Consider the following 26,948-nt stretch of genomic DNA (forward strand, 5'->3'; position numbering starts at 1 on the left):
TGCTCTAATTGGCGTGAGCGACCGTTTCTGCCTCGGGCTTGCTGCCGTAAGTCCGGAACATGAAGCGGTGCAGGATCGCCTGCTCGACGCGATGGCGCTCCTTTGCCGGGATGGCGACGCGCAGGAGCAGCCGGTACAGCTTGTCGTCGACTGGCTGGATCGCGATGCGCGGCTCGACCGACGGGATGTCGATCAGGTAGCGCTCTTCGATGTGGTTCATGTGGCGGCGGGCGTCGGCGAGGAAGGGGTCGCAGATGGTGCGCGCGGTATCGAGCAGCATCGCCTCGGTACTGGCCGGGTCGAGCGAGTACGGCGCCGGCACGGTGATGACGTGCACCACGAAGTCGCCCATGTAATTTTCGCGGATTACCGCGTGGGTCAGCATCAGGCTGTTGGGCAGGCTGATCGCCCGCCCGGTCAACTGGTGCGCCGCGTGGTTCGGGCCGATCTCCATGATGGTGGTGGAGAATAGCGTGATGTCCACCACCCGGCCGCGGTACTGGCCGACCTCGATATGGTCGCCGAGCGTGTAGCTGTTGCTCATCGTGCGTAGGAACGCCCCGCCCACGCACATGATCAGCTCCTTGGTCGCCACCACCATCGCGGCGACGAACGCCACCATCGACAGCGCGAAGGTCTCCAGCTCGCGCGCCCAGATGGTGACCAGGCCGAACAGGCCGAGCAGGAACCCGGCGTTGCGCAGGTTCACCGACCAGCGCCGGCGTGCCTCGATCGGGATGTGCGGGTTGGCCGATAGCGAGCGCAGGATCACCGCCCGCACCACGATCAGGATCACGATCAGCCCGATCGACCGCATCAGGTCGGTCACGTAGCCGTGCTCGAGGTGGTTGAACCAGTCGGCGATCGCCATCAGTCGTTGAGCTTCACCGCGTGCTCGCGGGTCTCGTGGAACACAATGTCCGGCCAGCGTTCCTGCGTCAGCTGCAGGTTGACGCGGTTCGGCGCGAGGTAGGCGAGGTTGCCGCCGGCGTCGATCGACAGATTGTGCAGATTGGCCCGCTCGAATTCCTCGAGCTTCTTGCGGTCGTCGCACGACACCCAGCGCGCCGACCAGATACTGGCCGATTCGAACAGCGCGTCGACGCCGTATTCGCCGGCCAGGCGCGACGAGACCACCTCGAACTGCAGCACGCCGACCGCGCCGAGGATCAGGTCGCCGCCGCTGTGCGGCTTGAACACCTGCACCGCGCCTTCTTCGCCGAGCTGCTGCAGGCCCTTCTGCAGCTGCTTCATCTTCAGCGGGTTGCGGATCCGCACCGAGCGGAACAGTTCCGGCGCAAAGAACGGGATGCCGGTGAACGCCAGCTGTTCGCCCTCGGAGAAGCTGTCGCCGATCTGGATATTGCCGTGGTTGGGGATGCCGATGATGTCGCCGGCGAACGCCTCCTCGACGATCTCGCGGTCGTGCGACATGAAGGTCACCACGCTCGACGCGGCGATGTCGCGGTTCAGGCGCAGGTGCTTCATCTTCATGCCGCGTTCGAACTTGCCCGAGCACACGCGCAGGAAGGCGATCCGGTCGCGGTGTTTCGGGTCCATATTCGCCTGGATCTTGAACACGAAGCCGGAGAATGGCTCTTCGGTCGGCGCCACGTCACGCGCGGTCGCGTCGCGCGGCGCCGGCATCGGCGCCCAGTCGATCAGCGCATTGAGGATTTCGCGCACGCCGAAGTTGTTGATCGCCGAGCCGAAGAATACCGGCGTGAGCGTGCCGGCCAGGAATTCTTCCAATACAAATGGATGCGAGGCACCCTTCACGAGCTCGATCTCCATCCGCAGCTGTTCCATCTCGAGCGGGAACAGCTCGTCCAGACGCGGGTTGTCGATGCCCTGGATCACTTCGACGTCGAGGCTGATCTTTTCGGTGCCGGCCTCGAACAGCAGCACCTCGTCGCGCAGCATGTGGTACACGCCGCGGAAGGTCTTGCCCATGCCGATCGGCCAGGTCACCGGCGCACAGCGGATGTCCAGCACGCTTTCCACTTCGTCGAGCAGCTCGAGCGAATCGCGCACCTCGCGGTCGTACTTGTTCATGAAGGTGACGATCGGCGTGTTGCGCAGGCGGCAGACGTTGAGCAGCTTGATCGTCTGCGCTTCCACGCCCTTGGCCGCGTCGATCACCATCAGCGCGCTGTCCACCGCGGTCAGCACCCGGTAGGTGTCTTCCGAGAAGTCCTGGTGGCCCGGGGTGTCGAGCAGGTTGACCGTGTGGTCGCGGTAGTCGAACTGCATCACCGACGACGCGACCGAGATGCCGCGCTGTTTCTCGATCTCCATCCAGTCCGACGTCGCAAATTTGCCGGTCTTCTTGCCTTTTACCGTGCCGGCCATCTGGATCGCGCCCGAGAACAGCAAGAGCTTCTCGGTCAGCGTGGTTTTACCCGCGTCGGGGTGGGAGATGATGGCGAAGGTGCGGCGGCGGGCGACTTCTTCGGCGATTTTCGTCAGTTCGGTGGACATCGTGGTTCGGGCTGCGTGAAACAAAACAGGTGATTTTACCTTAAGAACCTGTCGCGATGGGGGATTTGCGTGGTGCGCCATCGTGTTGCAATGCAAATGATTCTAAAGAAAACGAAATGCGATGACCCGTCAGTCAACCCCGCTGGACGCAACGCTTCTGATCCGGCTCCAAACGCCCGTTCGGCCAAGCTCGGCGGGGCGGGCGGTTTCCGCTATCATGGGGCTTTGGCCGGTCGCCGCCCGGCGGCCGGTGTCGTCTCCACGAGGCCCCGCATGTTCACCGGTATCGTCCAGGGCACGGCCGAAGTCGTCGCCATCGAAGAAAAACAGCAGTTCCGCACCCACATCCTGCGTCTGCCGGCCGAATTGCTGCCCGGCATCGAGCTGGGTGCGTCCATCGCCCACAACGGCTGCTGCCTGACCGTCGCCCGGGTCGATGGCGACCGGGTGTCGTTCGACCTGATGCAGGAAACGCTACGCGTGACCAACCTCGGCGAGCTCCAGGTTGGCGACCGGGTCAACGTCGAGCGCGCCGCCAAGTTCGGCGACGAGATCGGCGGCCATGCGATGTCCGGTCACATCATCGCGTTGGCCGAAGTGCTCGAGGTGATCGACATCCCGAACAACCGCACCATCTGGTTCCGCCTGCCGGCCGAGTACGCCCGCTACGTGTTCACCAAGGGCTACATCGGCATCGACGGCTGCAGTCTGACCATCGGCGAGGTGAAGGACAACGCCTTCTGCGTCCATCTGATCCCGGAAACGATGCAACGCACCAACCTGGCGTGGCGCAAGGCCGGCGACGCGATCAATATCGAGATCGACCCGCAGACGCAGGCGATCGTCGACACGGTCGAGCGGGTGATGGCGCAGCGGGGCCAGGCCTGATGTCGCTAGCCGGCAAGCGCTTCGTTGCCTCCTGGAGCGGCGGCAAGGATTCCTGCCTGGCGCTCTATCGCACCCTCAAGACCGGCGGCCGGTCGTTGGCGCTGTTCAATATGCTCGATGAGGACGGCGCGCGCAGCCGCTCGCATGGGGTGCGCCCCGAGGTGATGTACGCACAAGCGGCGGCGATGGGCCTGCCCTTGGTCACCGCCAACGCCAGCTGGCAGAGCTATGAAGAAGTATTCGTCGACGCGCTGCAGAAGCTGCGGGCCGACGGCGCCGAGCTGGCGGTATTCGGCGACATCGATCTGGACGCGCACCGCGAGTGGGAAGAAAAGGTCTGCGCCCGCGCCGGGCTCGAAGCCAGCTTGCCGCTGTGGCAGGAGCGGCGCATCGATCTCGTCAACGAGTTCGTCGCCGCCGGTTTCAAGGCGGTGATCGTGGTGGTCAACGAACAGCTGATGCCGTCCGATGGCTATCTGGGCGCGACGCTCGACGCGGCGCTGATCGACAAGATGCTCGCCGACGGCATCGACCCGTGCGGTGAAGCGGGCGAGTTCCATACGCTGGTGACTGACGGCCCCTTGTTTGGCCAACCCTTGCCGCTGGTCGAAGTCGCCCGGCACAGGCACGACGGTTACGCCATGCTTGAATTGGCTTTAAGCGATTGCGGGCAGTGAATATGTCGGAGAAAATGTTCTCAAAAGACTTTGCTGAGAACTTTAAATACTATGTTGAAGTGACAGTCTTTGTTGCTGGGATGGCCGGCGTTCTCAAATATGTCATAGAAAATGAGAATCTATTGGGGCTGTCAGGATGGGCTTATGAAATAGCAGTGTATGTAAGCGCTTATGTAATGATTGTGGTTGCAGCTTACAACACGTTTCTGCTGGCCCATAGAACTCTAGATGTACTTTTGCCAAAGTCATCTGATAAGACGGTAACGCAAAGATTTAAGCTTTGGCGTCAAGCCGAAAAAAAGATAAAGCGAGTAGTTGTTGTTCTGATTGGGCTTGCCCTGTTGCTAATAATGGCGGCCCCTCAGATCTTAGCTATTTTGATCGGAAGTAGAATAGGATTGGGTAAATAATGAGCATCTCTCCGATTCAGGACATCATCGCCGACATCAAGGCCGGCAAAATGGTCGTGCTGGTGGACGCCGAAGACCGCGAGAACGAAGGCGACCTGGTAATGGCCGCCGAGCACGTTACCCCGGAAGCGATCAACTTCATGGCCAAGTACGGCCGCGGCCTGATCTGCCTGACCCTGTCGGCCGAACGCTGTCGGCAGCTCGACCTGCCGCTGATGGTCAGCAATAACGGCACCGTCTACAGCACCAACTTCACCGTGTCGATCGAAGCCGCCGAGGGCGTCACCACCGGCATCTCCGCCGCCGACCGTGCGTGCACCGTGCTTGCCGCGGTGAAGAAGGGCGCCAAGCCGTCCGACCTGGTGCAGCCGGGCCATATCTTCCCGCTCAAGGCACAGCCTGGCGGCGTGCTGGTGCGCGCCGGCCATACCGAGGCCGGTTGCGACCTGTCGCAGCTGGCCGGGCTGGAGCCGGCCGGGGTGATCTGCGAGATCATGAACGACGACGGCACCATGGCGCGTCTGCCGGACCTGATCGAGTTCGCCAAGGAACACGACCTCAAGATCGGCACCATCGCCGACCTGATCCACTACCGCAGCCAGACCGAATGCCTGATCGAGAAGGTCGGCTCGCGCCTGGTCGACACGCCGTGGGGCAGCTTCGAGCTGTTCGCGTTCCGCGACGCGCTGACCCGCGCGACCCACCTGGCGCTGGTCAAGGGCGAGCCGAAGCCGGGCGAAGAAACCCTGGTGCGCGTGCACGAGCCGCTGTCGGTGATCGATCTGTTGGACCCGCTCGGCCGTGCGCACAGCTGGACCATCCCGAACGCGCTCGAAGCGATCGAGGAGCAGGGCTGCGGCGTGGTGGTGCTGCTGCATAGCAACGAAACCGGCGAGGTGCTGCTCGAGCGGGCGTTGCCGTCCGCCGATGCGCCGAAGGCGCCGAAGTGGGACAGCAAGACCTTCGGCATCGGTGCGCAGATGCTGACCTCGCTCGGCGTCGGCAAGATGAAGCTGATGGCGAGCAAATCCAGCCTGCCGAGCCTGACCGGCTTCGGCCTGGAGGTGACCGGCTTCATCCAGCCGGAACACGTCCACGTCGAAATCGGTTAAAATCGCGCACTTTCCGACATTTCGCTGCGAGAACACCATGCTTGACGCCATCAAACGCCTGGAACCCAACCTCGACGGCCAAGCGCTGCGCATCGGCATCGTACAGGCGCGCTTCACCGAGAACGTCTGCCACGGCCTGCGCGACGCTTGCCTGGCCGAACTCGCGCGTCTGGGCGTGAAGGCCGAGAACGTGACGCTCGCCACCGTGCCGGGGGCGCTTGAGGTGCCGCTGGTGTTGCAGGGCATGGCCAAGAGCGGCCGTTTCGATGCGCTGGTGGCGCTGGGCGCGGTGATCCGCGGCGAGACCTATCACTTCGAGCTGGTGTCGAACGAATCCGGCGCGGGCGTGACCCGTGTCGGCCTCGACGCCGGCATCCCGATTGCGAATGCGATCCTGACCACCGAGAACGACGAGCAGGCCGAAGTGCGCATGCTGGAAAAGGGCGCCGACGCCGCCCGCGCCGCGGTGGAAATGGCGAACCTGCAATCCGCCTTGCGCGCGTAAGGTCGGCCGATTCGGCCAACCTTGCCCGCCCGATCTTTTGAAGGAAGTCTCATGAAAACCGCACGACGCCGTGCCCGCGAGTTTGCCGTTCAGGGCATCTACGAATGGCAGCTTAACTCCGACCGTCCGGCTTCGATCATCGAACGCCACCTGCGCGAGAACGACTACTTCGCCAAGGCCGACGAAGCGCTGTTCCGCGGCATCCTGTTCGGCGTGCTGAACGAGGCGGAGAGCCTGTCCAGCCGTCTGGCGCCGTACTACGAGCGCCCGGCCGACGAGGTCAGCCCGGTCGAGCGCGCCATCCTGTTGATGGCGGCGCACGAACTGATCAACAACGTCGAGACGCCGTATCCGGTGATCATCAACGAGGCGATCGAGATCGCCAAAACCTTCGGCGGCACCGACGGTCACAAGTTTGTGAACGGCGTGCTCGACAAGCTGGCGGCCGATGTGCGCGCCGACGAAGTGGCGGCCCAGCGCGCCAAGCGTCGCGAATCCTGAGCGCACGCTCAGTTGCCCGCAACACCCGCCGCCGGCGGGTGTTTTGCTGTCTGAACCGGTAAAACCGATGAACGAATTCGATCTGATCCGCCGCTACTTCACCCGCAGCGCGCACAACGCGGTGCTCGGCGTCGGCGACGATGCGGCGATCGTCCGCCCGTCGCCCGGCTGCGACCTGCACGTGTCGGTCGACATGCTGGTCGAGGGGCGGCACTTCTTCGCCGACGTCGACCCGCGCGCGCTCGGCCACAAGACCCTCGCGGTCAACCTGTCCGATATGGCGGCGATGGGCGCGGTGCCGCGCTGGGTGGTGCTGTCGGTGGCGCTGCCGAGCATGGACGAGGCGTGGGTGGCGGCGTTCGCCGACGGCTTCTTCACCTTGGCCGAACAGCATGGCGTGGCGGTGATCGGCGGCGACACCACCCGCGGCCCGCTGACGCTGTCGGTGACGGTGTTCGGCGAAACCCCGCACGGCGTCGCCTTGCGCCGCGACGCGGCCCGGGTCGGCGACGACATCTGGGTCAGCGGCGAACTGGGCCTCGCCGCGCTGGCGGTGCGCCAGCGCCTGAAGGGCGACGTGACGCCGCCGGCCGAGGTGAGTGCCGCCGCGCAGCAGAAGCTCGACTGGCCGACGCCGCGCGTCGAGCTCGGTCAGGCCTTGCTGCCGCTGGCGCGCGCCTGCCTCGACGTGTCGGATGGCTTGGCCGGCGACCTGCAGCATATCCTCGAGCGCTCCAGCGTCGGTGCGACGCTGAACTTCGACGCGCTGCCGACCGCGCCGTGGTTGGCCGAACGGCGCGAGGCGCTGGCCGACTGCATTGCCGCCGGTGGCGACGACTATGAACTGCTGTTCACCGCCGAGCCGGCGCAGCGCGACGCGATCGCGGCGTTGAGCGCGTCGCTCGGCGTGCGGCTGACCCGGATCGGTACGATAGACGCCGAGGCCGGCCTGCGCGTCACCGACGCGGCGGGCCGGCCGATGACCCTTGCCAGGATGGGCTATGACCACTTTGCTTAAGCCCGACTGGGCGTTCCTGCGCCGCCACCCGGCGCATTTCATCGCCTTCGGTTTCGGCTCGGGGCTCGCGCGCAAGGCGCCGGGCACCTGGGGCACGCTGGTCGCGCTGCCGCTGGCGGCACTGTGGCTGTGGGCGGGCCTTTCGGCCAACCTGTTGCTCGCGGCCTGTCTGCCGCTGTTTGCGCTTGGCTGCTGGGCCTGCGAGGTGACCGGGAGGGCACTCGGCGTGCACGACTACGGCGGCATCGTCGTCGACGAGATCGTGGCGATGCTGGCCGTGCTGGCGTTGGCGCCGCCGACAGCGGTCGGCTGGCTGGCGGCGTTCCTGCTGTTCCGGCTGTTCGACATCGCCAAACCGTGGCCGATCCGCTGGCTGGACGCCAAGGTGCACGGCGGTTTCGGCGTGATGATCGACGATGCGCTGGCCGCGGCGATGGCGGTGATCGTGCTGCGGCTGCTGCCGCTGTGAAGATGCACTTACCGAAATGAAACGGCGCCGCGGCGCCGTTTTTTCATGGCTAGAGCGAGCCGAGGAAGGCCAGCAGCGCGGCGCGGTCGGCCGCGTTCATCGTGCGGAAGCGCTCGCGGCTGGCGCGCGCCTCGCCGTCGTGCCACAGCACTGCCTCGGCCAGATTCCGTGCCCGGCCGTCGTGCAGGTAGCGGCTGTGGTCATTCACCGTCGGGAACAGGCCGATGCCCCACAGTGGCGGCGTCTTCCATTGCCGGCCGTTGGCGAGCCCGTCCGGTCGGTGGTCGGCCAGGTCTTCGCCCATGTCGTGCAGCAGCAGGTCGGTGTATGGGTAGACGACTTGACCGCTCAGCTCGGGAAAGCCAGCCAGCTCGCCGGTTCGGTAGCGCGGCTGGTGGCAGACGGCGCAGCGTGCCGTGGCGAACAGCTGGCGGCCGCGCCGCACCGCTGCACTGTCGGCATCGCGCTGGGCCGGTACGGCCAGTAGGCGGCTGTAGACCAACAGCGGTTCGAACTGGTGCGCGGTCAGCTCCGGCGGGTGCGGGCGGCAGGCGGCGAGGCCGGGCGGGCAGTCCTCTCGTGGCAACGCGTCCGAGGTGACGCCGAGGTCGGCGTTGAAGGCGTTGAGGATCTGTTGCGACAGGCTCGCGACGTTGGCCTTCCAGCCGAAGCGGCCGACGGCGTCGGCGCCGCGCTCGTGATCGGCGACCCGGTTGACCCTGCCGGCGATGCCATCCGGGTCGCCGTGCTGGCGGCGGGCGTTGGCGACGATGTCCCCGCCGCTAATTGCCTCCAATAGGCCCAGGCCGATCATCTGCGGGGCGATGCGTGGCGAGACCTGGATGAGCGGATGCAGTGAGCCGTAGCCGAGTGTGGTCAGCCGGTAGTCGGGCTTTTGCAGCTGGTAGGGCGTGCCATCGCCGTAGCGGCCGGCAATGCTTCGATAACTGATCTCGACCCGGCCTTTCGGCGCGATGCCGGCGACCGCCTCGGTGGTGAACTGGCCGCCGTATACCGGCTCGGGCTGTGTGCCTTTCTGGGCGGGAATCGACAGCCGCAACAGCAAGGCGAGCGGCGGCTCCGCAGGCTGGCCGGCGATCTGCTCGGGCGGTGCGCCGCGGCCGTCGCCGGGGTGGCAGGCGACGCAGGAGCGGGCGTTGAAGAAAGGGCCGAGTCCGGGGCGCGGGTTGCTGGCGGCGATGCTGTCCGACCAGGTCTTGCGAAACAGCGAGACGCCGGTCAGGAAGTCGGCGCGGTGCGCCTCGCCGAGATTGTCGGCCGGCATCGAGAAGGCGTTTTCGTCCTGGCGGCTGACGCTGCCCTGGCCGCCGAGGCGGTGACTATCGGCGTCGCTGTCGGCGCCGACCAGCAGGGCGAGCGAGGTGGCCGCGACGACCGCGACCGCGAGAGGGTGGAGTTTCATGCGAGGGCTGGCTGATTGTTATCGATATATATAACAAAATATAACGATGGCGGTGTCAAGCCCGTAGGGTTGGCCGAACACCGGCAAACAAAAACCCGGCACGAGGCCGGGTTGTTTGTGTAGCGAGACGGTTCAGTGGACGTGATGACCGTCCAGGTCCATCTCCTTGTACTTCACGAAGCGGGTCTTGTTTTTCAGGCGGTAGCCCCACCAGATCGCCAGGAATAGAGGGATGCCGACGTAGGTGGCGACGACGCCGGCCCAGTCTATGGTGTCCTTGCTGAACGCCTGGTAGTCCTGGCCGAGCGCGATGATCAGGCACAGCGCGAAGGCGAAGACTGGTCCGAACGGGAACAGCTTGGCGCGGTAGGGCAGATCCTCGATCGAGAGGCCCTGCGCGTGCAGGCCCTTGCGGAAGCGGTAATGGCTGATCGCGATGCCGAGCCAGGCGATGAAGCCGGTCATGCCCGAGGTGTTGAGCAGCCACAGGTAGACGGTCTTGTCGCCGAACAGCGAGGTCAGGAAGCACAGCGCGCCGACCGCGGTGGTGGCGTAGAGCGCGTTGCGCGGCACGCCGTTGCTCGACAGCTTGGCGAACAGCTTCGGCGCCATGCCTTCGGTCGCCATCACATACAGCATCCGGGTCGAGGCATACATGCCCGAGTTGCCGGCCGACAGCACCGCGGTCAGGATCACCGCGTTCATCAGGCCGGCGGCGAATACAAGGCCGGCGTGCTTGAACACCAGGGTGAACGGGCTGACGCCGATGTCCTTGACGTCGTTCTTCAGCAGGCTCGGGTCGGTGTACGGGATCAGCGCGCCGATGATGAAGATCGCCAGCACGTAGAACAGCAGGATCCGCCAGAACACGCTGCGGATCGCGCGCGGAATGTTGCGGCGCGGGTCTTCCGATTCGCCGGCGGCCACGCCGATCAGTTCGGTGCCCTGGAACGAGAAGCCGGCGATCATCGCCACGCCGATCATCGCCGGGATGCCGCCGGCAAACGGCGTATCGCCGATGGTGAAGTTGGCGAAGGTGGCCGGTGCGCCGCCGCGCAGGATGCCGACGATCATCAGCACGCCGGTGACGATGAAGATGATCACGGTGACCACCTTGATCAGCGCGAACCAGTATTCGGCCTCGCCGAAGCCCTTCACCGACACGTAATTGAGCAGGAACATCAGCGCCAGGAAGGTGGCGCTCCAGTAGATGCCGGGTATGTCCGGGAACCAGTAGTTCATCACTAGCTGCGCGGCGGCCAGCTCCACCGCGATCGTCACGGCCCAGTTGTACCAGTAGTTCCAGCCGAGCGCGAAGCCGAACGCCGGGTCGACGAAGCGCGCGCCGTAGGTGGCGAACGAGCCCGAGACCGGCATGTGGGCGGCCAGCTCGCCGAGGCTGGTCATCAGGAAATAGACCATGATGCCGATCAGCAGGTAGGCGGCGATCGCACCGCCGGGACCGGCGCTGGCGACCGAGGCGCCGGAGGCAACGAACAGGCCGGTGCCGATCGAGCCGCCGATGGCGATCATGGACAGGTGGCGGGCCTTGAGGCTGCGGTGTAGCGTTGGTTCCGAGGTGCTGGGGGGCGCTGACTTGTCGCGTGCTGCGACAGCTTGCTCTTGCATGGCGTCCACCTTTTTATGAAAAAGGCCGATTTTACACGGTAATGTCGGGGGAAACGATTATTGGCGACTGTCGCCAACCCCTTCGTCACGGTGTTGGCTGCGCGATTTTTGCACATTGCATAAGTGGAGGGCGGGCGTCGCAAGCGTGGAAACCGGGGCCCGGCGCGGCGCCGTGTTCGGCCAACCTTTCTCTGAAGATTCATGCTATTCTTGCGCCCCCTGTCGTGACCCGTCACCTTTCCCATGCGAGACCCCTGCGACCACTACACTTTCGACCTGATCGGCGGCGTCAAGAAGAAGCCGGGCCGCAAGCCGCTGGGCGAGCAGGCGATGACGGTGGCCGAGCGCAAGCGTCGCAGCCGGGCACTGCGCCGGGCGCGCTTGCAGGAGCTGTCGCTGACCGTCGAGCTGTCGCGCGAGGCGCAGAAGTCGCTCGACAAGATGATCGAGTGGTGGGGCGTCAGCAAGAAAGAGGCGATCAACCGGGCGCTGGTGATCGCCTGCAAGTCGCAGACCGGACGGACCGGCGAGCTGTTCTGAGCCGACGCACCGTCTAAAAGGCGATCCAGACAGAAAAGGGCACCCTCGGGTGCCCTTTGTCTTTCCTGCCTTTTGAAGGGGCGGGTGACCTACAGCCCGATGCCGGACAGAAACAGGAAGGTCGCGAACAGCGCAGCGTGCGTATAGCCCTCGATCGCGTTGGTCTCGCCGTCGTTCAGGTTGATCGCGGCGACCAGCAAGGTCAGCAGCATCAGCGTGGTCTGGATTGGCGTCATGCCCATCTCGATCGGCTGGCCGGTGTAGAGCGCGATGCCCTCGATCACCGGGATGGTCAGCACCACGGTGGCGAGCGAGGCGCCGAGCGCGATGTTCAGCACCGCCTGCATCCGGTTGTCGAGCGCGGCGCGCATCGCGGTGAGTATCTCCGGGCTGGCCGAGATCAGCGCGACGATGATCGCCGGGATGATCGTCGGCAGGCCGCTCCCCTCCAGCCCCTTGCCGAGGAAGGCGGCCATCAGTTCGGACAGCACGCCGATCAGCACGATACTGACCAGCAGTAGGCCGGCGTGGCGGCCGGTGCGGATCGCGGCGGTGTCGTGTTCATCTTCGTCATGTGCCTTGCCGGGCGGGCTGTAGCTGAAGAAGTAGCTGTGCCGGCCGGTCTGCATCCGCAGGAATAGCCCGTACAGAACCAGCATCGCCACGATGTTGAACGCCGAGAACGCCTGCCACTTGTCGCCGGGGACGAACTCCGGCACGAACATCGATACTCCGACCGCCACCAGCAGCATCGACACGTAGCTATTGCCCGAATCGAGGTTGTACGGCTGTTCGCCGTACTTCAGGCCGCCGATGACCGCGGCTATGCCGAGGATGCCGTTAATGTCCAGCATCAGCGCCGAATACACCGTGTCGCGCGCCAGCGTCGGGCTGCCGCCGGCGAGCATCATGATCGCCAGGATCACCACCTCGACCGCCACCGCGGCCAGCGTCAGGATCATCGTGCCGTAAGGCTCGCCGAGCTTTTCGGCCAACATCTCGGCGTGGTGCGCCACGCGCAGCGCGACGCCGATGATCACGGCCAGCAGGGCCAGGGCGATGGCGCCGGCCATCAGGCGGCCGCCTTCCATCAGGGTGTGCTCCAGTGCGAATCCGGCGATGGCAACCAGCGCGGCCAGTAGCAGGCTTTTTTCTTGTTTCAGCAGGGACATGATGCGACGGGGTGGTTTATGTTGCCGGCATCATAGCGAATCCGGCTTGTCGCGTCGCGTCATGGTGTGCTTGTCGGTCTCGCCGTGTCGGGCGTCTTCCTCGCTGTGCAGATAGCGCCGGGTGGTCTGGATGCTGGCGTGGCGCAGGTTCTGGCTGACCATCAACAGCGGCACGCCGGCGTCGAGCTGGTGGCTGGCGGCGGTGTGGCGCAGCCAGTGCGTACTGGCCGACTGCAACGCCTGGCGGCTGGCTGGCTCGTCGCAGCGCGAGGCGGCGCGACGCAGCACCTCGCGCACGATCAGGTAGATCGACTTGTCCGACAGCGGTTCGAGACGTTTCTCGGCGCTGCCGGTGACCCGGGCCACCATCGGGTTTTCTTCTTCCGGGGCGGGGCGCTCGGGCAGGCCGAGTTGCCGTCGATAGTGCCCCAGTGCGCCCAGCAGCTCCTCGCCGATCGGCACGTCGGCGACACTGCCGCCCTTGCCGTGGACGCGCCACCACCAGCGGCCACGCCGCTCGAAGCAGTCGCCCATCCGTGCCTGGGCGATCTCGCTGCGTCGGGCGCCGGTCAGGTACAGCAGGGTGAACAGCCACTCGGCTCGCGCTGCGTGATCCTGCTGGCGCGGCGTGTCCCGGGGGAGCCGCTCGATTTCGTCCAGAACCCACTGCCAGCTGGCGTTGTCCAGGAAGCGCTCCACGCCGAGGTGCTTGGCCGTGCTGCCGGAGCGGCGTTTCTTGACCAGGCGGAACGGATTGCCGCGCAGCACTCCCGCGTCGATCAGGTAGCCGAACAGGGCACCGAGCACCGTCATCGCATGCCGGACGCTGCCGGGCGACAGCGGGCCGGTCAACGGTCGCCAGTCGGGGTGGTGGCGCGGCCGGGCCGGCCCCAGCCAGTCGACCGGCGGATTCAATAGAAAGCGCTCGTAGGCCAGCACGTCCTCGCGGTTGAGGCGAGCCAGAGTGAGCTGCTGCGGGCGCAACCACAGCAGCAGGCGCTCGGCTTCCTTGCGGTAGCTCGCCTGGGTACGGGGGCTGTCGGCGTACTCGGCCAGCCAGGTCAATGCCAGTTCCTCGTCGCTGCGGGCGGCGATGAGCGGGCGCGACTCGGTCTGGGGCGGCTCGACGAGGTCACTCGCCTTGTCGGCGCCAAAACGGGGGAAGGTACTGGGCGGTTGATTCATGGGGCGGTAAGGATGGCGGCGCTGTCTCAGGCTGGGCGACATGGTAACGCGTCCGGCCGTGCCCGGGGTGGATGGGGGCGCGTCCAGCGCCCCTTCGCTACCGCCATTATTAATGCAAAGAGCCAACCCCGTAGGATTGGCCCTTTGTGCCGACCGGTGCAACCGGCCGAGGAAAGCGCGGGGATGGTCGTCGCTAGCTCACACCTCGACCGCTCGCGCCGGCGCGTGGGTGCGCTGCTGTGTTTCCCACTTCGCGGCCAGCCCGACCGGGGCCTCCGACGGCGGCAGCGTTGGCTTGCCGCGCACCAGGTCGGCGGCGCGCTCGGCCAACATGATGGTCGGCGCATTCAGATTGCCGTTCGGCTCGGTCGGGAACACCGATGAGTCGATCACGCGCAGGCCTTGAATGCCGCGCACGCGCAGTTCCGAGTCGACCACCGCCATGTCGTCCTCGCCCATGCGGCAGGAACCGCAAGGGTGCATGGTGCTTTCCAGATTCGCCCGGACGAAGGCGTCGATTTCCTCGTCGGAGTTGACCTTGGGCCCCGGCGCCAGTTCGGCCTCGCGGTAGCGGTCCATGGCCGGCTGGCCGATGATTTCACGGGTCAGTCGGACGCAGCGGCGGAAGCCCTCGCGGTCTTCTTCGCTTTGCAGGTAGTTGAATTGAATCTCCGGGTGGGCGTAGGGGTCGGCCGAACGCACACGGACATAGCCGCGGCTCTTGGGCTTGTTCGGCCCGGTCAGCACCATGAAGCCATGCCCCTTGAACGGCTTGTCGCCATCGTAGCGCATCGCCGCCGGCAGGAAGTGGAACTGGATGTCCGGCCAGCGCAGGCCGACATCGGAGCGGATGAAGCCGCCCGCTTCGAAGTGGTTGCTCGCGCCGAGCCCATCCTTGAACAGCAACCAGCGCACGCCGATCATCAGCTTGCCGAACCATCCCATCTTGCCGTTGAGCGTGATCGGTTCCTTGCAGGCGTACTGGATGTAGATTTCGGCGTGATCCTGCAGGTTCTCGCCAACCCCGGGAAGATCGTGCTTCACCGCAATCCCCGCCTTGCGCAGTACGTCCGCCGGACCGATGCCGGAGCGCTGCAGCAAGTGCGGCGAGCCGATCGGCCCGGACGACACCAGTACCTCGCGCTTGCAGCGTACGGTATGCGTCACGCCGTCCTGGTCGTAGATCACGCCGACCGCACGTTTTCCCTCCAGCAGGATCTGGCGCGTCATCGCCTTGGTCACGACCGTCAGGTTCGGTCGCTGCATGGCGGGGCGCAGGTAGGCATTGGCCGTCGACCAGCGCACGCCATTCTTGACGGTCATGTGCATCGCGCCGAAGCCTTCCTGCATGTGGCCGTTGCAGTCCTCGGTCTTGATGTAGCCGGCTTGTGCGCCGGCCTCCACCCAGGCGCCATACAGCGGGTTCTGCATATTGTTGCCGTTGTTGGTGCTCAAGGGGCCGTCCGCACCGCGATAGTCGTCCCCGCCGAACTTGTAGTTCTCGGCGCGGCGGAAATAGGGCAAGCAGTTGCGATAGCCCCAGCCCTTGGCGCCCAGCTCTTCCCATTCGTCGAAGTCGTAGGCATGGCCACGGATGTAGACCAGGCCGTTGATCGATGAGGAGCCGCCCAGCACCTTGCCGCGCGGGCAATGCAGGCGACGACCGTTAAGATGCGGTTCCGGCTCTGTCTCGAAGTGCCAGTTGTACTTCTTGGTGTTCATCGGCATCGAGAACGCGCTCGGCATCTGGATGATGACGCTGCGGTCGCTGCCGCCGTATTCCAGTACCAGTACGGAAACATCGGTGTCTTCGCTCAGGCGATTGGCGAGTACGCAACCGGCGGATCCCGCTCCGATGATGATGTAGTCGAATTGTTTGGTAGACATGGCTATCTCACTAAAGTCTTGATCATGGCGAGGCGGCATGGCTGCCTAGGCTCGCTTGTCGCCCGTTGTGAACTCAGGAGAGGTTCGCTCTATCTGCCGGATCACCGCTTCTTCTCGCTTCAGGTCCAGCGAGCGGCAGAACCCGTAATAGGCGACCCCGGACACGATCAGGCCGACTAGCCAGGCGAGGTCGACACTGCCGAGTGCCTTGGCCAGTGGGCCGACGTAGACGGGGTGGTCGCCGTCGAAGATGCAGAAGAACGGGATCATCGCTACGAAGCCAACGGCGTAGGAGAGCAGGCCGCGCGCTCCCCACGAGCCGTAGATGTTCTTGTGCGGCAGGAAGAAATGCGGGATGGCGTAGCGGCCTTTTCGGACGAAGAAGTAATCCGTCAGGTTGACCGCGGTCCACGGCACCAGGAAATACAGCATCACCACCAGGTAGATGTTCAGGACGGAGAGTCCTTTACCCGAGGTGTAAATGCTGAGAGCGACGCCGAGCTGCAGAAGCACCACGAACACAATGGCCAGAATGCGGGCCTTGGCCGTGGGTTGGACCTTCTTGAAGGAGTCGACGCTGGTGATGGCCGTCAGTTTCGCGCTGTAGATGTTCATCGCGATGACCGGCAGAAACGCCAGAATCGTGACGGCTACGATGACGGGGCCCAGGCCCGGAACCAGATCGCTGCCGACTTGATTGAGCGCGACCAGCACGTCCGACGCGTGCAGGTGATCGGCCAGCCACCCACCCACGGCAATCATCCAGGCGCCCGACAGGGAGGCCCCCAGGAATACCGCGGCGATCAGTTTCCCGCTGGGGGTGTTCTTGGGCAGATAACGCGAATAGTCCGATACGTAGGGAGCGTAGGCGATGTTGTAGCTGGCTGCAGCCGCAAATTGCGCAATGAACCCGGTCCAGTTGAAACCCAGCGCGGCAGGCGCGGCGGCTCCAGTCGCTACCGGAGGCAAGGGGATGTCATGCACCCAGTGCATCAGCACGGCCAGGGTAACCAAGCCATACAGCGGCAACGACAGATAGAGCGCCCACTTGAAACTGCGGTGCATCCAGTCGTGTCCCAGGATCGCCAGGATGCTGGCGGGCAGCGTCACGGCCAGGGCCACCTGGATGGGGTTCCAGTTGAACAGGGTTTTCAGGCCTTGCATCATCAGGACCAGATTGACGATGTTGAAGCCGGCAAAGACGAACAAGGTGGCCAGCAGAACCAGAATGACGCCGCGATAGCCGAACTGCGCCCTCGACTGGATCATTTGGGGTAGGCCCAGGTGCGGGCCTTGCGAGCCGTGAAAGGCCATGAATAGCGTGCCGAACATGATGCCCAGCGTGCCGGCTATGGTCGTCCAGAAGGAGGTCAAGCCGACGCTGGGCCCCACAAAGCCGATGGTCATGGTGAAGAAGGTGAAGTTGCCTAGAAACCAGAACGGGCCCTGGCTGGATAGCTTATCGGTTCTTTCGTGTTCGGGAATAAAGTCGATCGAATGTCCTTCGATCGAACGTTGATCGTCGTGAGCCGCCTTCAATTCCGCCGCTTTTGTCTGGGATTGCATGATGTACCCTATCGCGATAGAGATTAGAACGATGCAAATACAAGGAGTCTGGTTTGTTGTCTGCTCTTTGTTTTCCGGCTTCCTTTAGCCCCGTTGCGCGTTGCCGGCTACAGCTGGCTTGCCGCGCAGCGTAGGGTCCTGCTGGTGTGGGGCTAAAGGGCGCGGCAGTCAGGGCAAGGTGATCCAGACGGCCTTGGTCTCCATCAGATGGTCGAGCTGCTCCGGGCCGAGGTCCTTGCCGAAGCCGGATTCCTTGAAGCCGCCGAACGGCATGGCCGGGTCGAGGGTGCCGTGGGCATTGACGTATACCGAGCCGGTCGAGAGGCGCGGGATCAGGCTGTGGACGCGGCCCAGATCGCGGGAATAGATCGCTGCGGCCAGACCGAACGGCGAGTCGTTCGCCAGCGTTAAAGCGTCGTCGAGGTCGTCGAACGGCGCTGTCGCCAGTACCGGGCCGAAGATTTCCTCGCGGACGATGCGCATATCGTTGCGACAGTGGGCGAAGATGGTCGGCTCGACGAAGTAGCCCGGGCCGGCGAGGGTGCCGCCGCCGTACACCAGCTCGGCGCCCTCGTGACGGCCGACGTCGATATAGGCGGTGACGCGGTCCTGCTGCTGAGCCGACACCAGCGGGCCGATGAAGCAGTCCGGGTCGAGGCCCGGGGCGATCTTCAGCGTGCTGGTGTAGGCAATCAGCTCCTGCAGGAAGGCGTCATAGACGCTGCGATGCACATAGGCGCGGGTGCCGGCGTCGCAGACCTGACCGGAGTTGAAGAACACCCCGTTGGCCACCGCGCGTGCGGCGGCGGCGACATCGGCGTCGTCGAGCACCAGCACCGGCGACTTGCCACCCAGCTCCAGCGTGACGCGTTTGAGTTGGTCGACTGCGGTTCGGCCAACGTTGCGGCCGACCGGTGTCGAGCCGGTGAAGGTCAGCTTGTCGATGCCCGGGTGGTTGGCCATCGCGGCGCCGACCACGCTGCCGCGCCCGGTGACGATGTTGACCACGCCGTCGGGGATGCCGGCTTCCTGGACCAGCTCAGCAAAACGCAACGTCGACAGCGAGGTCAGTTCGGCCGGTTTGACGACGGTGGTGCAGCCGACCGCCAGTGCGGCGGCGAGCTTCCACGCCATGGTCTGCAGCGGGAAATTCCACGGCACGATCGCGCCGACCACGCCGAGCGGTTCCTTGCGGGTGTACGCCAGGTAGTTGCCCGGCAGCGAGGGCTCGACGGTGCGACCGTGCAACTTGGACGCCCAGCCGGCGAAGTAGCGGAAGGTATCGACCGTGCCCTGAATATCGACGGCGCGCGCATTGATCACCGATTTGCCCATGTCGATCGATTCGAGTTCGGCCAGTTCGGTGGCGTTGGCTTCGATCAGGTCGGCGAGGCGGTGCAGCAGACGCTCGCGCTCCAGTGGTTTCAGGCGGCGCCATTCGCCGCCGTCGAACTGGCGCCGAGCGGCGGCCACGGCACGGTCGAGGTCGGTGGCGTGGCCGGCCGGGACACGGGTGATCAGGCCGCCGGTCGACGGTTCGATCACATCGAAGCTCTGGCCGTCGCTGCTGTCGAGCCAGGCGCCGCCGATGAACATCTTCTGCGGCTTGGCGAGAAAGCGTCGCGTCGCTTCCGACACGCCGAATCGTTCCAGATACTGCTGTACGACTGCATCCATCTTGTTTCTCCTCAATAGTTCTCTATTACCCGCATCTTGGCGGCGGGTTTTGTGGGTGACCGTATCGAACGGGGTGTCCGTGCGTGATGCCGTGCTTACTGGTGGCGCGCCTTGTTGCTGGCGCGGTCATGGAAGATGAAGCCTAGGCTGTTCAGCAGCAGTTGCGCGGCGAGGATGGATGTCACGTCGGCCTGGTCGTAGGCGGGGGCAACCTCGACGAGATCCATGCCGATAATGTTGCCTTGGCTGCGCTTGGACAATGCTTGAATGATTTCCAACACCTCGTAATAGGTGAAGCCGCCGTGACTGGGAGTGCCGGTGCCCGGTGCGATCGATGGGTCGAAGCCGTCGATGTCGATGGTGATGTAGTAGGCGGCGCCGGCCGGGATGTGTTCGAGTACGGCTTCGGTACCAAGACGGCGCACATCGCGCACCGACAGGATCTGGGAGCCGGCGGCCCGCGCGGCGTCGTAGTCGTCGCGGTTCGACGAGGAGACATTGCGGATGCCCAGTTGCGTCATGCCTTCGATATGGTTCATCTCCGAGGCGCGGCGCAGCGGGTTGCCGTGGCCGTAGCGCACGCCGTGGCGCTCGTCGACGAAGTCCAGGTGGGCGTCGAAGTGCACGATGTGGATCGGGCCGCGTCCTTCGTAGGCCTTGATCACCGGAGCGTGGATCGAGTGATCGCCGCCGAGCACCACCGGCATGGCACCCGATTCGAGGATCTTGCGCACGGCGAACTCGATATTTGCGTTGCTGGCGGCCATATCGGTGTGGACGATGTCGGCGTCGCCGACGTCGACCATGCGCACCTGGTCGCGGGTCAGGTAGAGCGTGTCGTCCTCGTGGTCGTAGGCGCCGGAGTGGCCGAAGGAAAACAGCGTCGACGCCTCGCGGATGCCGCGCGGTCCGAAGCGGGCGCCGGAGCGCCACTGGGTGCCCATGTCGTTCGGTGCGCCGAGGATCGCCACATCGGCGTCGATGTTGTTCCAGTCCAGGCAGACCGGCGACTTGGCGAAGGTGCAATGCCCGACGAAGGGCAAGTCCAGGCGCCCCGTCTCGTAACCGTTTTTCTGCATTTCTCTCTCTCCTCTGGTGTTCTTGGTGAACGGCGGCGCTTGATCGCGACCGCCGTTGACGTGACTATGCGAGAGGATTCCTGCTGGAAAAATGCTGATCATCAGATACACAAATCGGAATTTCCGATGTGGGCGGGAGGGGGAGAAAAAGGGTGATCCAACTACACGATGTGGACCTGAAACTCTTGCGAGTTTTCGTGGCGATCGTTAAATGCGGCGGCTTCTCGGCCGCGCAAGCGGCGCTAAACGTCGGGCAATCGACGATCAGCGAACAGATGACCAGCCTGGAGACACGGCTGGGGGTGAAGCTGTGCGACCGGGGGCGGGGCGGTTTTCGATTAACCGAGCACGGTGTCGCCACCTACGAGGCGACGCAGCGGTTGCTGATGGCGGTCGAGTCCTTCTGCATGGACACGTCGCTGCTCAAGCAGCACATCAGCGGCCGGCTGAACCTCGGCATCATCGACAACACCATCACCGATGCGGAATCCCCCTTGCCGCGCACCATGCAGCGCTTCGTGGCGCGCGGCCACGACGTGCATCTGGACGTGTACATCGGCACCCCGGCCGAGTTGGAGGAGCGCGTGCTCGATGGTCGTCTGCACGTTGCTATCGGCCATTTCCCCTTGCGGGTGCCCGGCCTGTCGTACTCGCTGTTGTACCAGGAGCCCGACGGCCTGTTCTGCGGCCGGCTCAACCCCTTGTTTGATACCCCGTTCTCCGAGTCCGAGCTGTTCGCCCGCCTGGCGACCAGCCGCATCGTCGCGCGTGGCTATTTGCAGCAGCGCGACCTGCAGCTATTGGGCGCCAGCAAGGCCGCCGCGACGGTGGAAAACGTCGAGGCGCAGGCGATGCTGATCCTGTCCGGCGCGTATGTTGGCTTCCTGCCGGTACATTACGCGGCCCGGTGGGTCGAGTCCGGCGAGATGCGCCAGCTCGATCCGGGGCGCTTCAGTTTGCTTTGGCCGTTTAACGCCATCACTCGGCGCGGGGCGTCGATCGCCCCGATACTGCGTGCATTTCTCGAGGACCTGATGGTCTGTACTCAGTCCCATGGCTGAAGAGGCGGCCATCGTCGCTGCGATGATGTTGCAACATGTCTAGCGGCGTAGCCGGGGGATGGCTGCCAGCGTGGGGTTTTCTGTGCTCGCAGACCTCGGCGACAGTTGAGCACGGCCGGTGCAGTGGTCATTTGCCGGCGGTGGAGTGGGGCTGCCTGATTCAGGAGGGACACTCAACGAGCGCAGACCGCGACCAGCTTGCCCACCGTGATGACCGCCTGCTCGATCTCGCTCGACCACGGATAGCTGTAGTTCAGACGTATGAAGTTTCTATAGCTGTCCGAGATGGAGAACATATATCCCGGTCCGATCGTGATGCCGTTGTCGAGTGCCAGCTGATAGAGCTTCATCGAATCGACTTTCGGCGGCAGCTCGATCCAGAGGACGTACCCGCCAGCCGGGCTGGACACACGCGTGCCTTCGGGAAAGAACCGTGTGACGATCGCCTTCATCAGGTTCGCCTGCTGGGCGTAGGTCTTTCTCACGCGTCGCAGATGATGCTCGTAACCATCTTTTTCCAGAAACTCCGCGATCGCGAGTTGCGGAATGGAGGGCGTCGTCAGCGTGTTCAGGAATTTGAGCCTCTCCACCTGCTCCCGATAGCGTCCAGGCAAAGCCCAGCCGATGCGATAGGCCGCCGTCAGGCTCTTTGAAAAAGAGGAGCATTGCAGCACCAGCCCCTTTCGGTCGTATGCCTTCAACGTGCTCGGATGAGCATCGCCGAAATAGAGCTCGTTGTAGACCGCGTTTTCGATGATCGGGATATCCGCCTTCGAAAGAAGTGTCACCAGCTCCTGCTTGCGCTCGTCCGGCATCTGGAAGCCGAGCGGGTTCTGGAAATTGGGCATGACCATGCAGGCGGCAATGGTTTGCGTCTCCATGATCTTCGCGAGCGCGTCGACGTCGATGCCATGTTCGGGATGGGTGGAGACCTCGATTGCACGCATGCCCATGCGCTCTATCGCGTGCAGCATGGCGTAAAACGTCGGCGATTCTACAGCAATGACGTCGCCCGGCTTCGCGACGGCCTGCAGGCACAGGTTGATGGCCTCTGTCGCGCCAATGGTGATGATGATCTCGTTAGGGTCGACCGATATGCCGTTCTCAAGATAGCGCCGGGCGATCTGCCTGATCAGGATCGGATTGCCCGGAGGCAACGCGTTGGTCACGCTCCACGATGCCTTGTCGCGCCCCGCGGCATAAGCGTAACGATTAAGCTTTTCGAAAGGGAAAAGATCCGGGTCCGGATACGGAGAGCCGAGCGGAACAGCGTCGTCGGTTCCGATAGAGCGCAAGGTGGACAGCACGAGCCGGCTCACGTCGACAGACGCAGAAACGGCGATCGGCTTCGAGGCGTGAAGCTCGCGCGCCTTCCCGCTTTCTTGAGCCGTCAGCCGAACAAAATAGCCCGACTGGGGACGGCTTTCGAGAATCCCTCGGCTCTCGAGGAGCAGATAGGCATGGATGACGGTGGTGATGCTGATGTGGTGCTGCTTGCTCGTCTGCCGTACTGAGGGAACCCTGTCGCCGTGGCGGAACACACCTTGGCGGATCAATTTCTCGATGTCGTTGGCGAGCTGTTCGTAAAGTTTCACCGGCCTCTCCTGAGAGTAGTGGATTCTCTTCGGATAAACGCCATTTCATCTGTGTGCTGGACGTTCCTGAAGCCACCGATGCCAGATTTTCGGAGCACAGTTCGGGGCAGTTCACGATACTAACAGAACTGTACTCTAAACAGACCGCTGGTTTTGTGCACTCACCCCTCATCCCTTTGCTTTTAATCTCCCCCTAATCCAACACGCCGCTCAGCAAGACCCGACACCCGGGAATTGATGATGCGCAGATTAGGAGTCAAGGTTATGGACAAGTCGAAGCCGCCGGGAAAAATCGAGGCGTACCACCACCCAGCCGCCGGCTGGGGCGCACTGAAATATGTTGCTATTAATCTGATCAAAGAACGCGTTTCAGGCGGCAATTACCGCACGCTGTTCAAGCAGAACCAGCCGGACGGGTTCGATTGTCCCGGTTGCGCGTGGCCGGATCGCCAGCACGCGTCCACGTTTGAATTCTGCGAAAACGGTGTGAAGGCGGTGGCAGCAGAAGCGACGACGAAGCGGGTCACGCCGGAATTCTTCGCGGAACATACCGTCGACGAATTGATGAAGCAGACGGACTATGAACTCGAGCAGCATGGCCGCCTCACCGATCCGATGGTGTATGACGCGCTGACCGACAAGTACAAGCCTATCGACTGGAGCCAGGCTTTCGCACTGATCGCCAAGCATCTCAACAAGCTGGAGTCGCCCGATCAGGCCGCGTTCTACACGTCGGGCCGCGCCAGCAACGAAGCAGCTTTCCTGTATCAGCTCTTCGTTCGCATGTTCGGCACGAACAACTTCCCCGACTGCTCGAATATGTGCCACGAGGCAACCAGCCGTGGACTGCCGACGACCGTTGGCATAGGCAAGGGAACCGTCACGCTCGACGACTTCGAAGCGGCCGACACGATCATCATCTTCGGCCAGAACCCTGCCACGAATCACCCGCGCATGTTGGGCGAGCTTCGGGAAGCCGCTCGCCGCGGCGCCACGATCGTATCGGTCAATCCGTTGCGCGAGCGCGGCCTCGAGCGCTTCACCAGCCCGCAACACCCGCTCGAAATGATCACCATGGGCAGCACGAAGATCGCCTCGACCTTCGTTCAACCGAAAATCGGCGGCGACTTTGCCCTCATCAAGGGCGTTGCCAAATACATCGTCGAACTCGATGACAAGGCGGTGGAAAACGGCACCGAACGTGTGCTCGACCTGGAGTTCATACGCGAACATACGCTTGGTTTCGAGGCGTTCTCAGAGAATCTGCGCCAGGAAAGCTGGGCGCTTCTCGAATCCGAGTCCGGCGTGTCCCGCGAAGAAATCGAAAACCTTGGGCACATCTACGCAAACGGCAAGCGTGTCATTGCGACGTGGGGCATGGGCATTACACAGCACAAGCACTCCGTCCAGACCGTCCATATGCTGTCGAACCTGCTGATGATGCGCGGCAACATCGGCCGCGAAGGCGCTGGTCTGTGTCCGGTGCGCGGTCACTCGAATGTGCAGGGCAACCGCACAGTGGGCATCGAAGAGAAGCCTTCTACGGACTTCCTCGACCGCCTTGGCTCGGTGTTCGATTTCGAGCCGCCTCGAGAGCATGGCCTCGACGTGGTCGAAACCGTCGAACATATGATCGAAGGCCACGTGAAGGTTTTTCTCGGGCTCGGCGGCAACTTTGCGATGGCGACGCCCGACACGCTGCGTACCTTCGACGGCTTGCGTTCCTGCGACCTGACCGTACACATCACGACGAAGCTGAACAGAAGCCATCTGGTGCACGGTGCAGACGCGTTGATCCTACCCACGCTCGGCCGTACCGAGATCGACGTACAGGCGGGTGTCTCTCAGGGCATCACCGTGGAAGACTCGATGAGCATGGTTCACATCTCCTATGGGATGAACAGACCGGCATCGAAGAACCTGATGTCCGAAACGGCGATCATCGCCAACATTGCGCAAGCAACGCTCGGCGACGGCAAGGTTCGCTGGCTCGACTATGCGAACGACTATTCGAAGATTCGCGACGCAATCGAACAGGTGCTCCCCGGCTTCGAGCAATACAACGAACGCATCAAGAAACCGGGTGGCTTCCACTTGCGCGTCGCCTCGCGGGAACGCGACTGGGAGACCGAAACCGGCAAGGCCAATTTCGTCGTTCATGCGGTCCAGCAGGACACCCCCATCGCGCGCGCGAAGAAGCTCCACGGTGAGCGCCTCATGACCCTGATGACGACTCGCTCGCACGACCAGTACAACACCACGGTCTACGCGCTGGACGACCGCTATCGCGGCGTGTTCGGTCAACGCCGGGTGGTCTTCATCAACCCCGCCGACATCGAAATGCTTGGCTTCAGGAATGGTGACTGGATCGACATGTCGACTGTCTGGGATGACGGCGTCGAACGGCGCGCCAACTACTTCCGACTGGTCGAATACGACATCCCGCGCGGCTGCATCGGCGCCTACTACCCCGAGACGAACCCACTGGTGCCGCTCGGTAGCGTGGGGGATGTCTGCAACACGCCCACCTCGAAGTCGATTCCGGTCCTCCTGCACCGTTCCTCGCAGCCGGTCGCCATGCCGGCGTTCTAGAACGCATTCCTTCCCGCGCGGCGGCGCCCTTCCCGGGGGCCGCTTACTGTCCTTTATCTGGTGATTGATATGCCCGTCGAAGCCCTTAATCTAGCCCGCGGCCAGTTTGCATTGACCGCCATCTTCCACATACTCTGGCCGATCCTGACGATCAGCCTGTCCGCCTTCCTGCTGGTCGTCGAAATTCTTTGGGTCAGAACGAGCGACGTTGTCTGGTATCGCCACGCGCGGTTCTGGAGCAAGCTTCTGATACTGAACTTTGCCGTGGGTGTGGTCAGCGGTATCCCGATGGAGTTTCAGTTCGGCACCAACTGGGGCCCGTTTTCGCAGTACACAGGGCAGTTCTTCGGCAACATCCTGGGCTTTGAAGGTGCGATGGCATTCATGCTCGAAGCCGGTTTCGTCGGCATCATGATGCTCGGCTGGGGCCGCGTGCCCAAGGGCGTTCACCTGTTCGCCACGGCCATGGTCGCGCTGGGTTCGTCCCTCTCCGCTTTCTGGATCATGGTCGCGAATTCGTGGCTGCAGACCCCGACGGGGGTCGCCGTCGTCGATGGCAAGCTGATCGTCACCGACTACGTCAAGGCTATCTTCAACCCCGACATGGCCTGGGGTGTCTCGCACATGTGGTTCGCTGCGCTTGAAACGGGCCTGGTCGTCGTGGCCGGCATCTCGGCGTACTACCTGCTCAAGCGTCGTAACCCCGAGTTCTTCGTGCGTTCGTTCAAACTGGCACTGCTGATCCTTGCATTCGTTGCACCTGTACAGATCTGGCTGGGCGACTCCAGCGGTGTCGATGTCTTTGCGACCCAACCTGCCAAGGGTGCGGCAATCGAAGGCCACTGGGAAACGAACGCACCGGGAACGGGGGCAAGCTGGTCGCTGATTGCATGGCCCGACGCGGCCAAGCAGGGCAACGACTGGTCGTTGGAGATTCCGGGCATGCTCAGTATTCTGGGTACGCACACGCTTCACGGTCAGATTAAGGGCCTCAGGGACATTCCGGTCGCGGACCAGCCGCCCATGATCCCGATGCTTTACTACGCGTTTCGTGTGATGGCAGGCATCGGCTTCCTGTTCATGGTGCTTGCCTTCTGGACGATCTACGCCGTTCGCAAGGCGCGGGGCCGCGTCGATGCGCTCGTTGCACAACGCAAACTTCTGCTCGCCTGGGTGCTCGCCATTCCGTTGCCCTACATCGCGGTGGAATGCGGCTGGATTGTGCGGGAAGTCGGTCGTCAGCCGTGGGTTGTCTATGGGCTGCTTCGTACCGAACACGCTGCATCTGCGATCTCGTCGACCGCGATTACCGGCAGCATGGTGATGTTCGCAGGCTTCTTCGCCATCCTGATCTCATCCTTCTTCATCTTCGCGCGTCGCTGGCTGAAGAAAGGCCCGGATCTGACATTGATGCCGCCCACTGAACCCGCCCGCGTGATTGATGCACACGCTGTCGACTACTGATTCCTGCGTTCTTATCA

23 protein-coding genes are annotated in these 26,948 nt (G+C 63.7%); 12 read left to right on the forward strand and 11 right to left on the reverse strand.

Annotation, left to right across the window (positions count from 1 at the left end):
- Positions 1-4: 4 nt before the first annotated feature.
- On the reverse strand, positions 5-871 hold the full coding sequence (locus ACZ2IA_RS06425) for a mechanosensitive ion channel domain-containing protein (RefSeq protein ID WP_470291753.1): 867 nt from the start codon (positions 869-871) through the stop codon (positions 5-7).
- Positions 871-2,481, reverse strand: coding sequence for a peptide chain release factor 3 (locus ACZ2IA_RS06430; protein ID WP_470291754.1), 1,611 nt, complete (start codon positions 2,479-2,481; stop codon positions 871-873). The genes ACZ2IA_RS06425 and ACZ2IA_RS06430 overlap by 1 nt, the downstream gene beginning before the upstream one ends.
- 273 nt (positions 2,482-2,754) lie before the next feature.
- On the opposite strand from ACZ2IA_RS06430, the gene ACZ2IA_RS06435 reads away from it, so the two are divergent.
- The 8 genes from ACZ2IA_RS06435 to ACZ2IA_RS06470 all read left to right on the forward strand — a co-directional run bounded on the left by ACZ2IA_RS06435 (position 2,755) and on the right by ACZ2IA_RS06470 (position 8,061).
- On the forward strand, positions 2,755-3,369 hold the full coding sequence (locus ACZ2IA_RS06435) for a riboflavin synthase subunit alpha (RefSeq protein ID WP_470291755.1): 615 nt from the start codon (positions 2,755-2,757) through the stop codon (positions 3,367-3,369).
- Positions 3,369-4,046: a Dph6-related ATP pyrophosphatase gene (locus tag ACZ2IA_RS06440; RefSeq protein WP_470291756.1), complete on the forward strand. Its 678-nt coding sequence runs from the start codon at positions 3,369-3,371 to the stop codon at positions 4,044-4,046. The genes ACZ2IA_RS06435 and ACZ2IA_RS06440 overlap by 1 nt, the downstream gene beginning before the upstream one ends.
- A gap of 14 nt (positions 4,047-4,060) precedes the next feature.
- The gene (locus ACZ2IA_RS06445) at positions 4,061-4,456 is read left to right on the forward strand and encodes a hypothetical protein (RefSeq protein WP_470291757.1); all 396 of its coding nucleotides are present in this window, start codon (positions 4,061-4,063) and stop codon (positions 4,454-4,456) included.
- Positions 4,456-5,568 (forward strand): bifunctional 3,4-dihydroxy-2-butanone-4-phosphate synthase/GTP cyclohydrolase II, encoded by a 1,113-nt coding sequence (ribBA, locus tag ACZ2IA_RS06450; RefSeq protein WP_470291758.1) that lies wholly within the window; start codon positions 4,456-4,458, stop codon positions 5,566-5,568. Before ACZ2IA_RS06445 ends, ribBA begins: the two co-directional genes overlap by 1 nt.
- Before the next feature lie 37 nt (positions 5,569-5,605).
- On the forward strand, positions 5,606-6,073 hold the full coding sequence (gene ribH / locus ACZ2IA_RS06455; protein WP_470291759.1) for a 6,7-dimethyl-8-ribityllumazine synthase: 468 nt from the start codon (positions 5,606-5,608) through the stop codon (positions 6,071-6,073).
- Positions 6,074-6,124: 51 nt separating this feature from the next.
- Complete coding sequence (gene nusB, locus ACZ2IA_RS06460) at positions 6,125-6,574, forward strand: transcription antitermination factor NusB (RefSeq protein WP_470291760.1); 450 nt, start codon at positions 6,125-6,127, stop codon at positions 6,572-6,574.
- 67 nt (positions 6,575-6,641) lie between these two features.
- On the forward strand, positions 6,642-7,592 hold the full coding sequence (thiL, locus tag ACZ2IA_RS06465; protein WP_470291761.1) for a thiamine-phosphate kinase: 951 nt from the start codon (positions 6,642-6,644) through the stop codon (positions 7,590-7,592).
- Positions 7,576-8,061, forward strand: coding sequence for a phosphatidylglycerophosphatase A family protein (locus ACZ2IA_RS06470; RefSeq protein ID WP_470291762.1), 486 nt, complete (start codon positions 7,576-7,578; stop codon positions 8,059-8,061). Before thiL ends, ACZ2IA_RS06470 begins: the two co-directional genes overlap by 17 nt.
- A 49-nt stretch (positions 8,062-8,110) precedes the next feature.
- Here ACZ2IA_RS06470 and ACZ2IA_RS06475 read toward each other — a convergent pair whose 3' ends face one another.
- Both ACZ2IA_RS06475 and ACZ2IA_RS06480 read right to left on the reverse strand, forming a co-directional pair.
- Complete coding sequence (locus ACZ2IA_RS06475; RefSeq protein WP_470291763.1) at positions 8,111-9,484, reverse strand: di-heme oxidoreductase family protein; 1,374 nt, start codon at positions 9,482-9,484, stop codon at positions 8,111-8,113.
- Positions 9,485-9,616: 132 nt separating this feature from the next.
- Positions 9,617-11,113 (reverse strand): amino acid permease, encoded by a 1,497-nt coding sequence (locus ACZ2IA_RS06480; RefSeq protein ID WP_470291764.1) that lies wholly within the window; start codon positions 11,111-11,113, stop codon positions 9,617-9,619.
- Between the two features lie 243 nt (positions 11,114-11,356).
- Here ACZ2IA_RS06480 and ACZ2IA_RS06485 point away from each other — a divergent pair, with 243 nt between their 5' ends.
- Entirely contained in the window at positions 11,357-11,653 is a 297-nt protein-coding gene (locus tag ACZ2IA_RS06485) for a hypothetical protein (RefSeq protein ID WP_470291765.1), read from the forward strand.
- Positions 11,654-11,742: 89 nt separating this feature from the next.
- Here the strand turns inward: ACZ2IA_RS06485 and ACZ2IA_RS06490 are convergent, their stop codons facing one another.
- The 6 genes from ACZ2IA_RS06490 to speB all read right to left on the reverse strand — a co-directional run bounded on the left by ACZ2IA_RS06490 (position 11,743) and on the right by speB (position 20,219).
- A complete protein-coding gene (locus ACZ2IA_RS06490) occupies positions 11,743-12,825 on the reverse strand; it encodes a calcium:cation antiporter (RefSeq protein WP_470291766.1) in 1,083 nt (360 codons plus the stop codon).
- A 30-nt stretch (positions 12,826-12,855) separates the two neighbouring features.
- Positions 12,856-14,010 (reverse strand): tyrosine-type recombinase/integrase, encoded by a 1,155-nt coding sequence (locus ACZ2IA_RS06495; RefSeq protein WP_470291767.1) that lies wholly within the window; start codon positions 14,008-14,010, stop codon positions 12,856-12,858.
- Positions 14,011-14,208: 198 nt separating this feature from the next.
- The gene (gene betA / locus ACZ2IA_RS06500) at positions 14,209-15,897 is read right to left on the reverse strand and encodes a choline dehydrogenase (RefSeq protein WP_470291768.1); all 1,689 of its coding nucleotides are present in this window, start codon (positions 15,895-15,897) and stop codon (positions 14,209-14,211) included.
- Positions 15,898-15,942: 45 nt separating this feature from the next.
- Positions 15,943-17,463, reverse strand: a complete 1,521-nt coding sequence (locus ACZ2IA_RS06505) for a purine-cytosine permease family protein (protein ID WP_470291769.1) — start codon at positions 17,461-17,463, stop codon at positions 15,943-15,945.
- 168 nt (positions 17,464-17,631) lie between these two features.
- Complete coding sequence (locus ACZ2IA_RS06510; protein ID WP_470291770.1) at positions 17,632-19,140, reverse strand: aldehyde dehydrogenase family protein; 1,509 nt, start codon at positions 19,138-19,140, stop codon at positions 17,632-17,634.
- 95 nt (positions 19,141-19,235) lie between these two features.
- Positions 19,236-20,219 carry an agmatinase gene (gene speB / locus ACZ2IA_RS06515; protein WP_470291771.1) on the reverse strand — a complete coding sequence of 328 codons (984 nt, stop codon included), beginning with the start codon at positions 20,217-20,219 and terminating at the stop codon, positions 19,236-19,238.
- A 152-nt stretch (positions 20,220-20,371) separates the two neighbouring features.
- Here speB and ACZ2IA_RS06520 point away from each other — a divergent pair, with 152 nt between their 5' ends.
- Entirely contained in the window at positions 20,372-21,280 is a 909-nt protein-coding gene (locus tag ACZ2IA_RS06520; RefSeq protein WP_470291772.1) for a LysR family transcriptional regulator, read from the forward strand.
- 173 nt (positions 21,281-21,453) lie between these two features.
- On the opposite strand, the gene ACZ2IA_RS06525 is transcribed toward ACZ2IA_RS06520, so the two are convergent.
- Complete coding sequence (locus tag ACZ2IA_RS06525) at positions 21,454-22,875, reverse strand: aminotransferase-like domain-containing protein (RefSeq protein WP_470291773.1); 1,422 nt, start codon at positions 22,873-22,875, stop codon at positions 21,454-21,456.
- A 264-nt stretch (positions 22,876-23,139) separates the two neighbouring features.
- On the opposite strand from ACZ2IA_RS06525, the gene ACZ2IA_RS06530 reads away from it, so the two are divergent.
- Both ACZ2IA_RS06530 and ACZ2IA_RS06535 read left to right on the forward strand, forming a co-directional pair.
- Positions 23,140-25,467: an FdhF/YdeP family oxidoreductase gene (locus ACZ2IA_RS06530; RefSeq protein ID WP_470291774.1), complete on the forward strand. Its 2,328-nt coding sequence runs from the start codon at positions 23,140-23,142 to the stop codon at positions 25,465-25,467.
- Positions 25,468-25,536: 69 nt separating this feature from the next.
- A complete protein-coding gene (locus tag ACZ2IA_RS06535; protein WP_470291775.1) occupies positions 25,537-26,931 on the forward strand; it encodes a cytochrome ubiquinol oxidase subunit I in 1,395 nt (464 codons plus the stop codon).
- Positions 26,932-26,948: the final 17 nt, after the last annotated feature.

This window comes from Crenobacter sp. CS_VA4, from assembly GCF_055597485.1.

Bases quoted from the DNA above. Each gene is read 5' to 3' on its own strand.
- ACZ2IA_RS06425 (WP_470291753.1), bottom strand. From the start codon at position 871: ATGGCGATCGCCGACTGGTTCAACCACCTCGAGCACGGCTACGTGACC.
- ACZ2IA_RS06430 (WP_470291754.1), bottom strand. From the start codon at position 2,481: ATGTCCACCGAACTGACGAAAATCGCCGAAGAAGTCGCCCGCCGCCGC.
- ACZ2IA_RS06435 (WP_470291755.1), top strand. From the start codon at position 2,755: ATGTTCACCGGTATCGTCCAGGGCACGGCCGAAGTCGTCGCCATCGAA.
- ACZ2IA_RS06440 (WP_470291756.1), top strand. From the start codon at position 3,369: ATGTCGCTAGCCGGCAAGCGCTTCGTTGCCTCCTGGAGCGGCGGCAAG.
- ACZ2IA_RS06445 (WP_470291757.1), top strand. From the start codon at position 4,061: ATGTTCTCAAAAGACTTTGCTGAGAACTTTAAATACTATGTTGAAGTG.
- ribBA (WP_470291758.1), top strand. From the start codon at position 4,456: ATGAGCATCTCTCCGATTCAGGACATCATCGCCGACATCAAGGCCGGC.
- ribH (WP_470291759.1), top strand. From the start codon at position 5,606: ATGCTTGACGCCATCAAACGCCTGGAACCCAACCTCGACGGCCAAGCG.
- nusB (WP_470291760.1), top strand. From the start codon at position 6,125: ATGAAAACCGCACGACGCCGTGCCCGCGAGTTTGCCGTTCAGGGCATC.
- thiL (WP_470291761.1), top strand. From the start codon at position 6,642: ATGAACGAATTCGATCTGATCCGCCGCTACTTCACCCGCAGCGCGCAC.
- ACZ2IA_RS06470 (WP_470291762.1), top strand. From the start codon at position 7,576: ATGACCACTTTGCTTAAGCCCGACTGGGCGTTCCTGCGCCGCCACCCG.
- ACZ2IA_RS06475 (WP_470291763.1), bottom strand. From the start codon at position 9,484: ATGAAACTCCACCCTCTCGCGGTCGCGGTCGTCGCGGCCACCTCGCTC.
- ACZ2IA_RS06480 (WP_470291764.1), bottom strand. From the start codon at position 11,113: ATGCAAGAGCAAGCTGTCGCAGCACGCGACAAGTCAGCGCCCCCCAGC.
- ACZ2IA_RS06485 (WP_470291765.1), top strand. From the start codon at position 11,357: ATGCGAGACCCCTGCGACCACTACACTTTCGACCTGATCGGCGGCGTC.
- ACZ2IA_RS06490 (WP_470291766.1), bottom strand. From the start codon at position 12,825: ATGTCCCTGCTGAAACAAGAAAAAAGCCTGCTACTGGCCGCGCTGGTT.
- ACZ2IA_RS06495 (WP_470291767.1), bottom strand. From the start codon at position 14,010: ATGAATCAACCGCCCAGTACCTTCCCCCGTTTTGGCGCCGACAAGGCG.
- betA (WP_470291768.1), bottom strand. From the start codon at position 15,897: ATGTCTACCAAACAATTCGACTACATCATCATCGGAGCGGGATCCGCC.
- ACZ2IA_RS06505 (WP_470291769.1), bottom strand. From the start codon at position 17,463: ATGCAATCCCAGACAAAAGCGGCGGAATTGAAGGCGGCTCACGACGAT.
- ACZ2IA_RS06510 (WP_470291770.1), bottom strand. From the start codon at position 19,140: ATGGATGCAGTCGTACAGCAGTATCTGGAACGATTCGGCGTGTCGGAA.
- speB (WP_470291771.1), bottom strand. From the start codon at position 20,219: ATGCAGAAAAACGGTTACGAGACGGGGCGCCTGGACTTGCCCTTCGTC.
- ACZ2IA_RS06530 (WP_470291774.1), top strand. From the start codon at position 23,140: ATGGACAAGTCGAAGCCGCCGGGAAAAATCGAGGCGTACCACCACCCA.
- ACZ2IA_RS06535 (WP_470291775.1), top strand. From the start codon at position 25,537: ATGCCCGTCGAAGCCCTTAATCTAGCCCGCGGCCAGTTTGCATTGACC.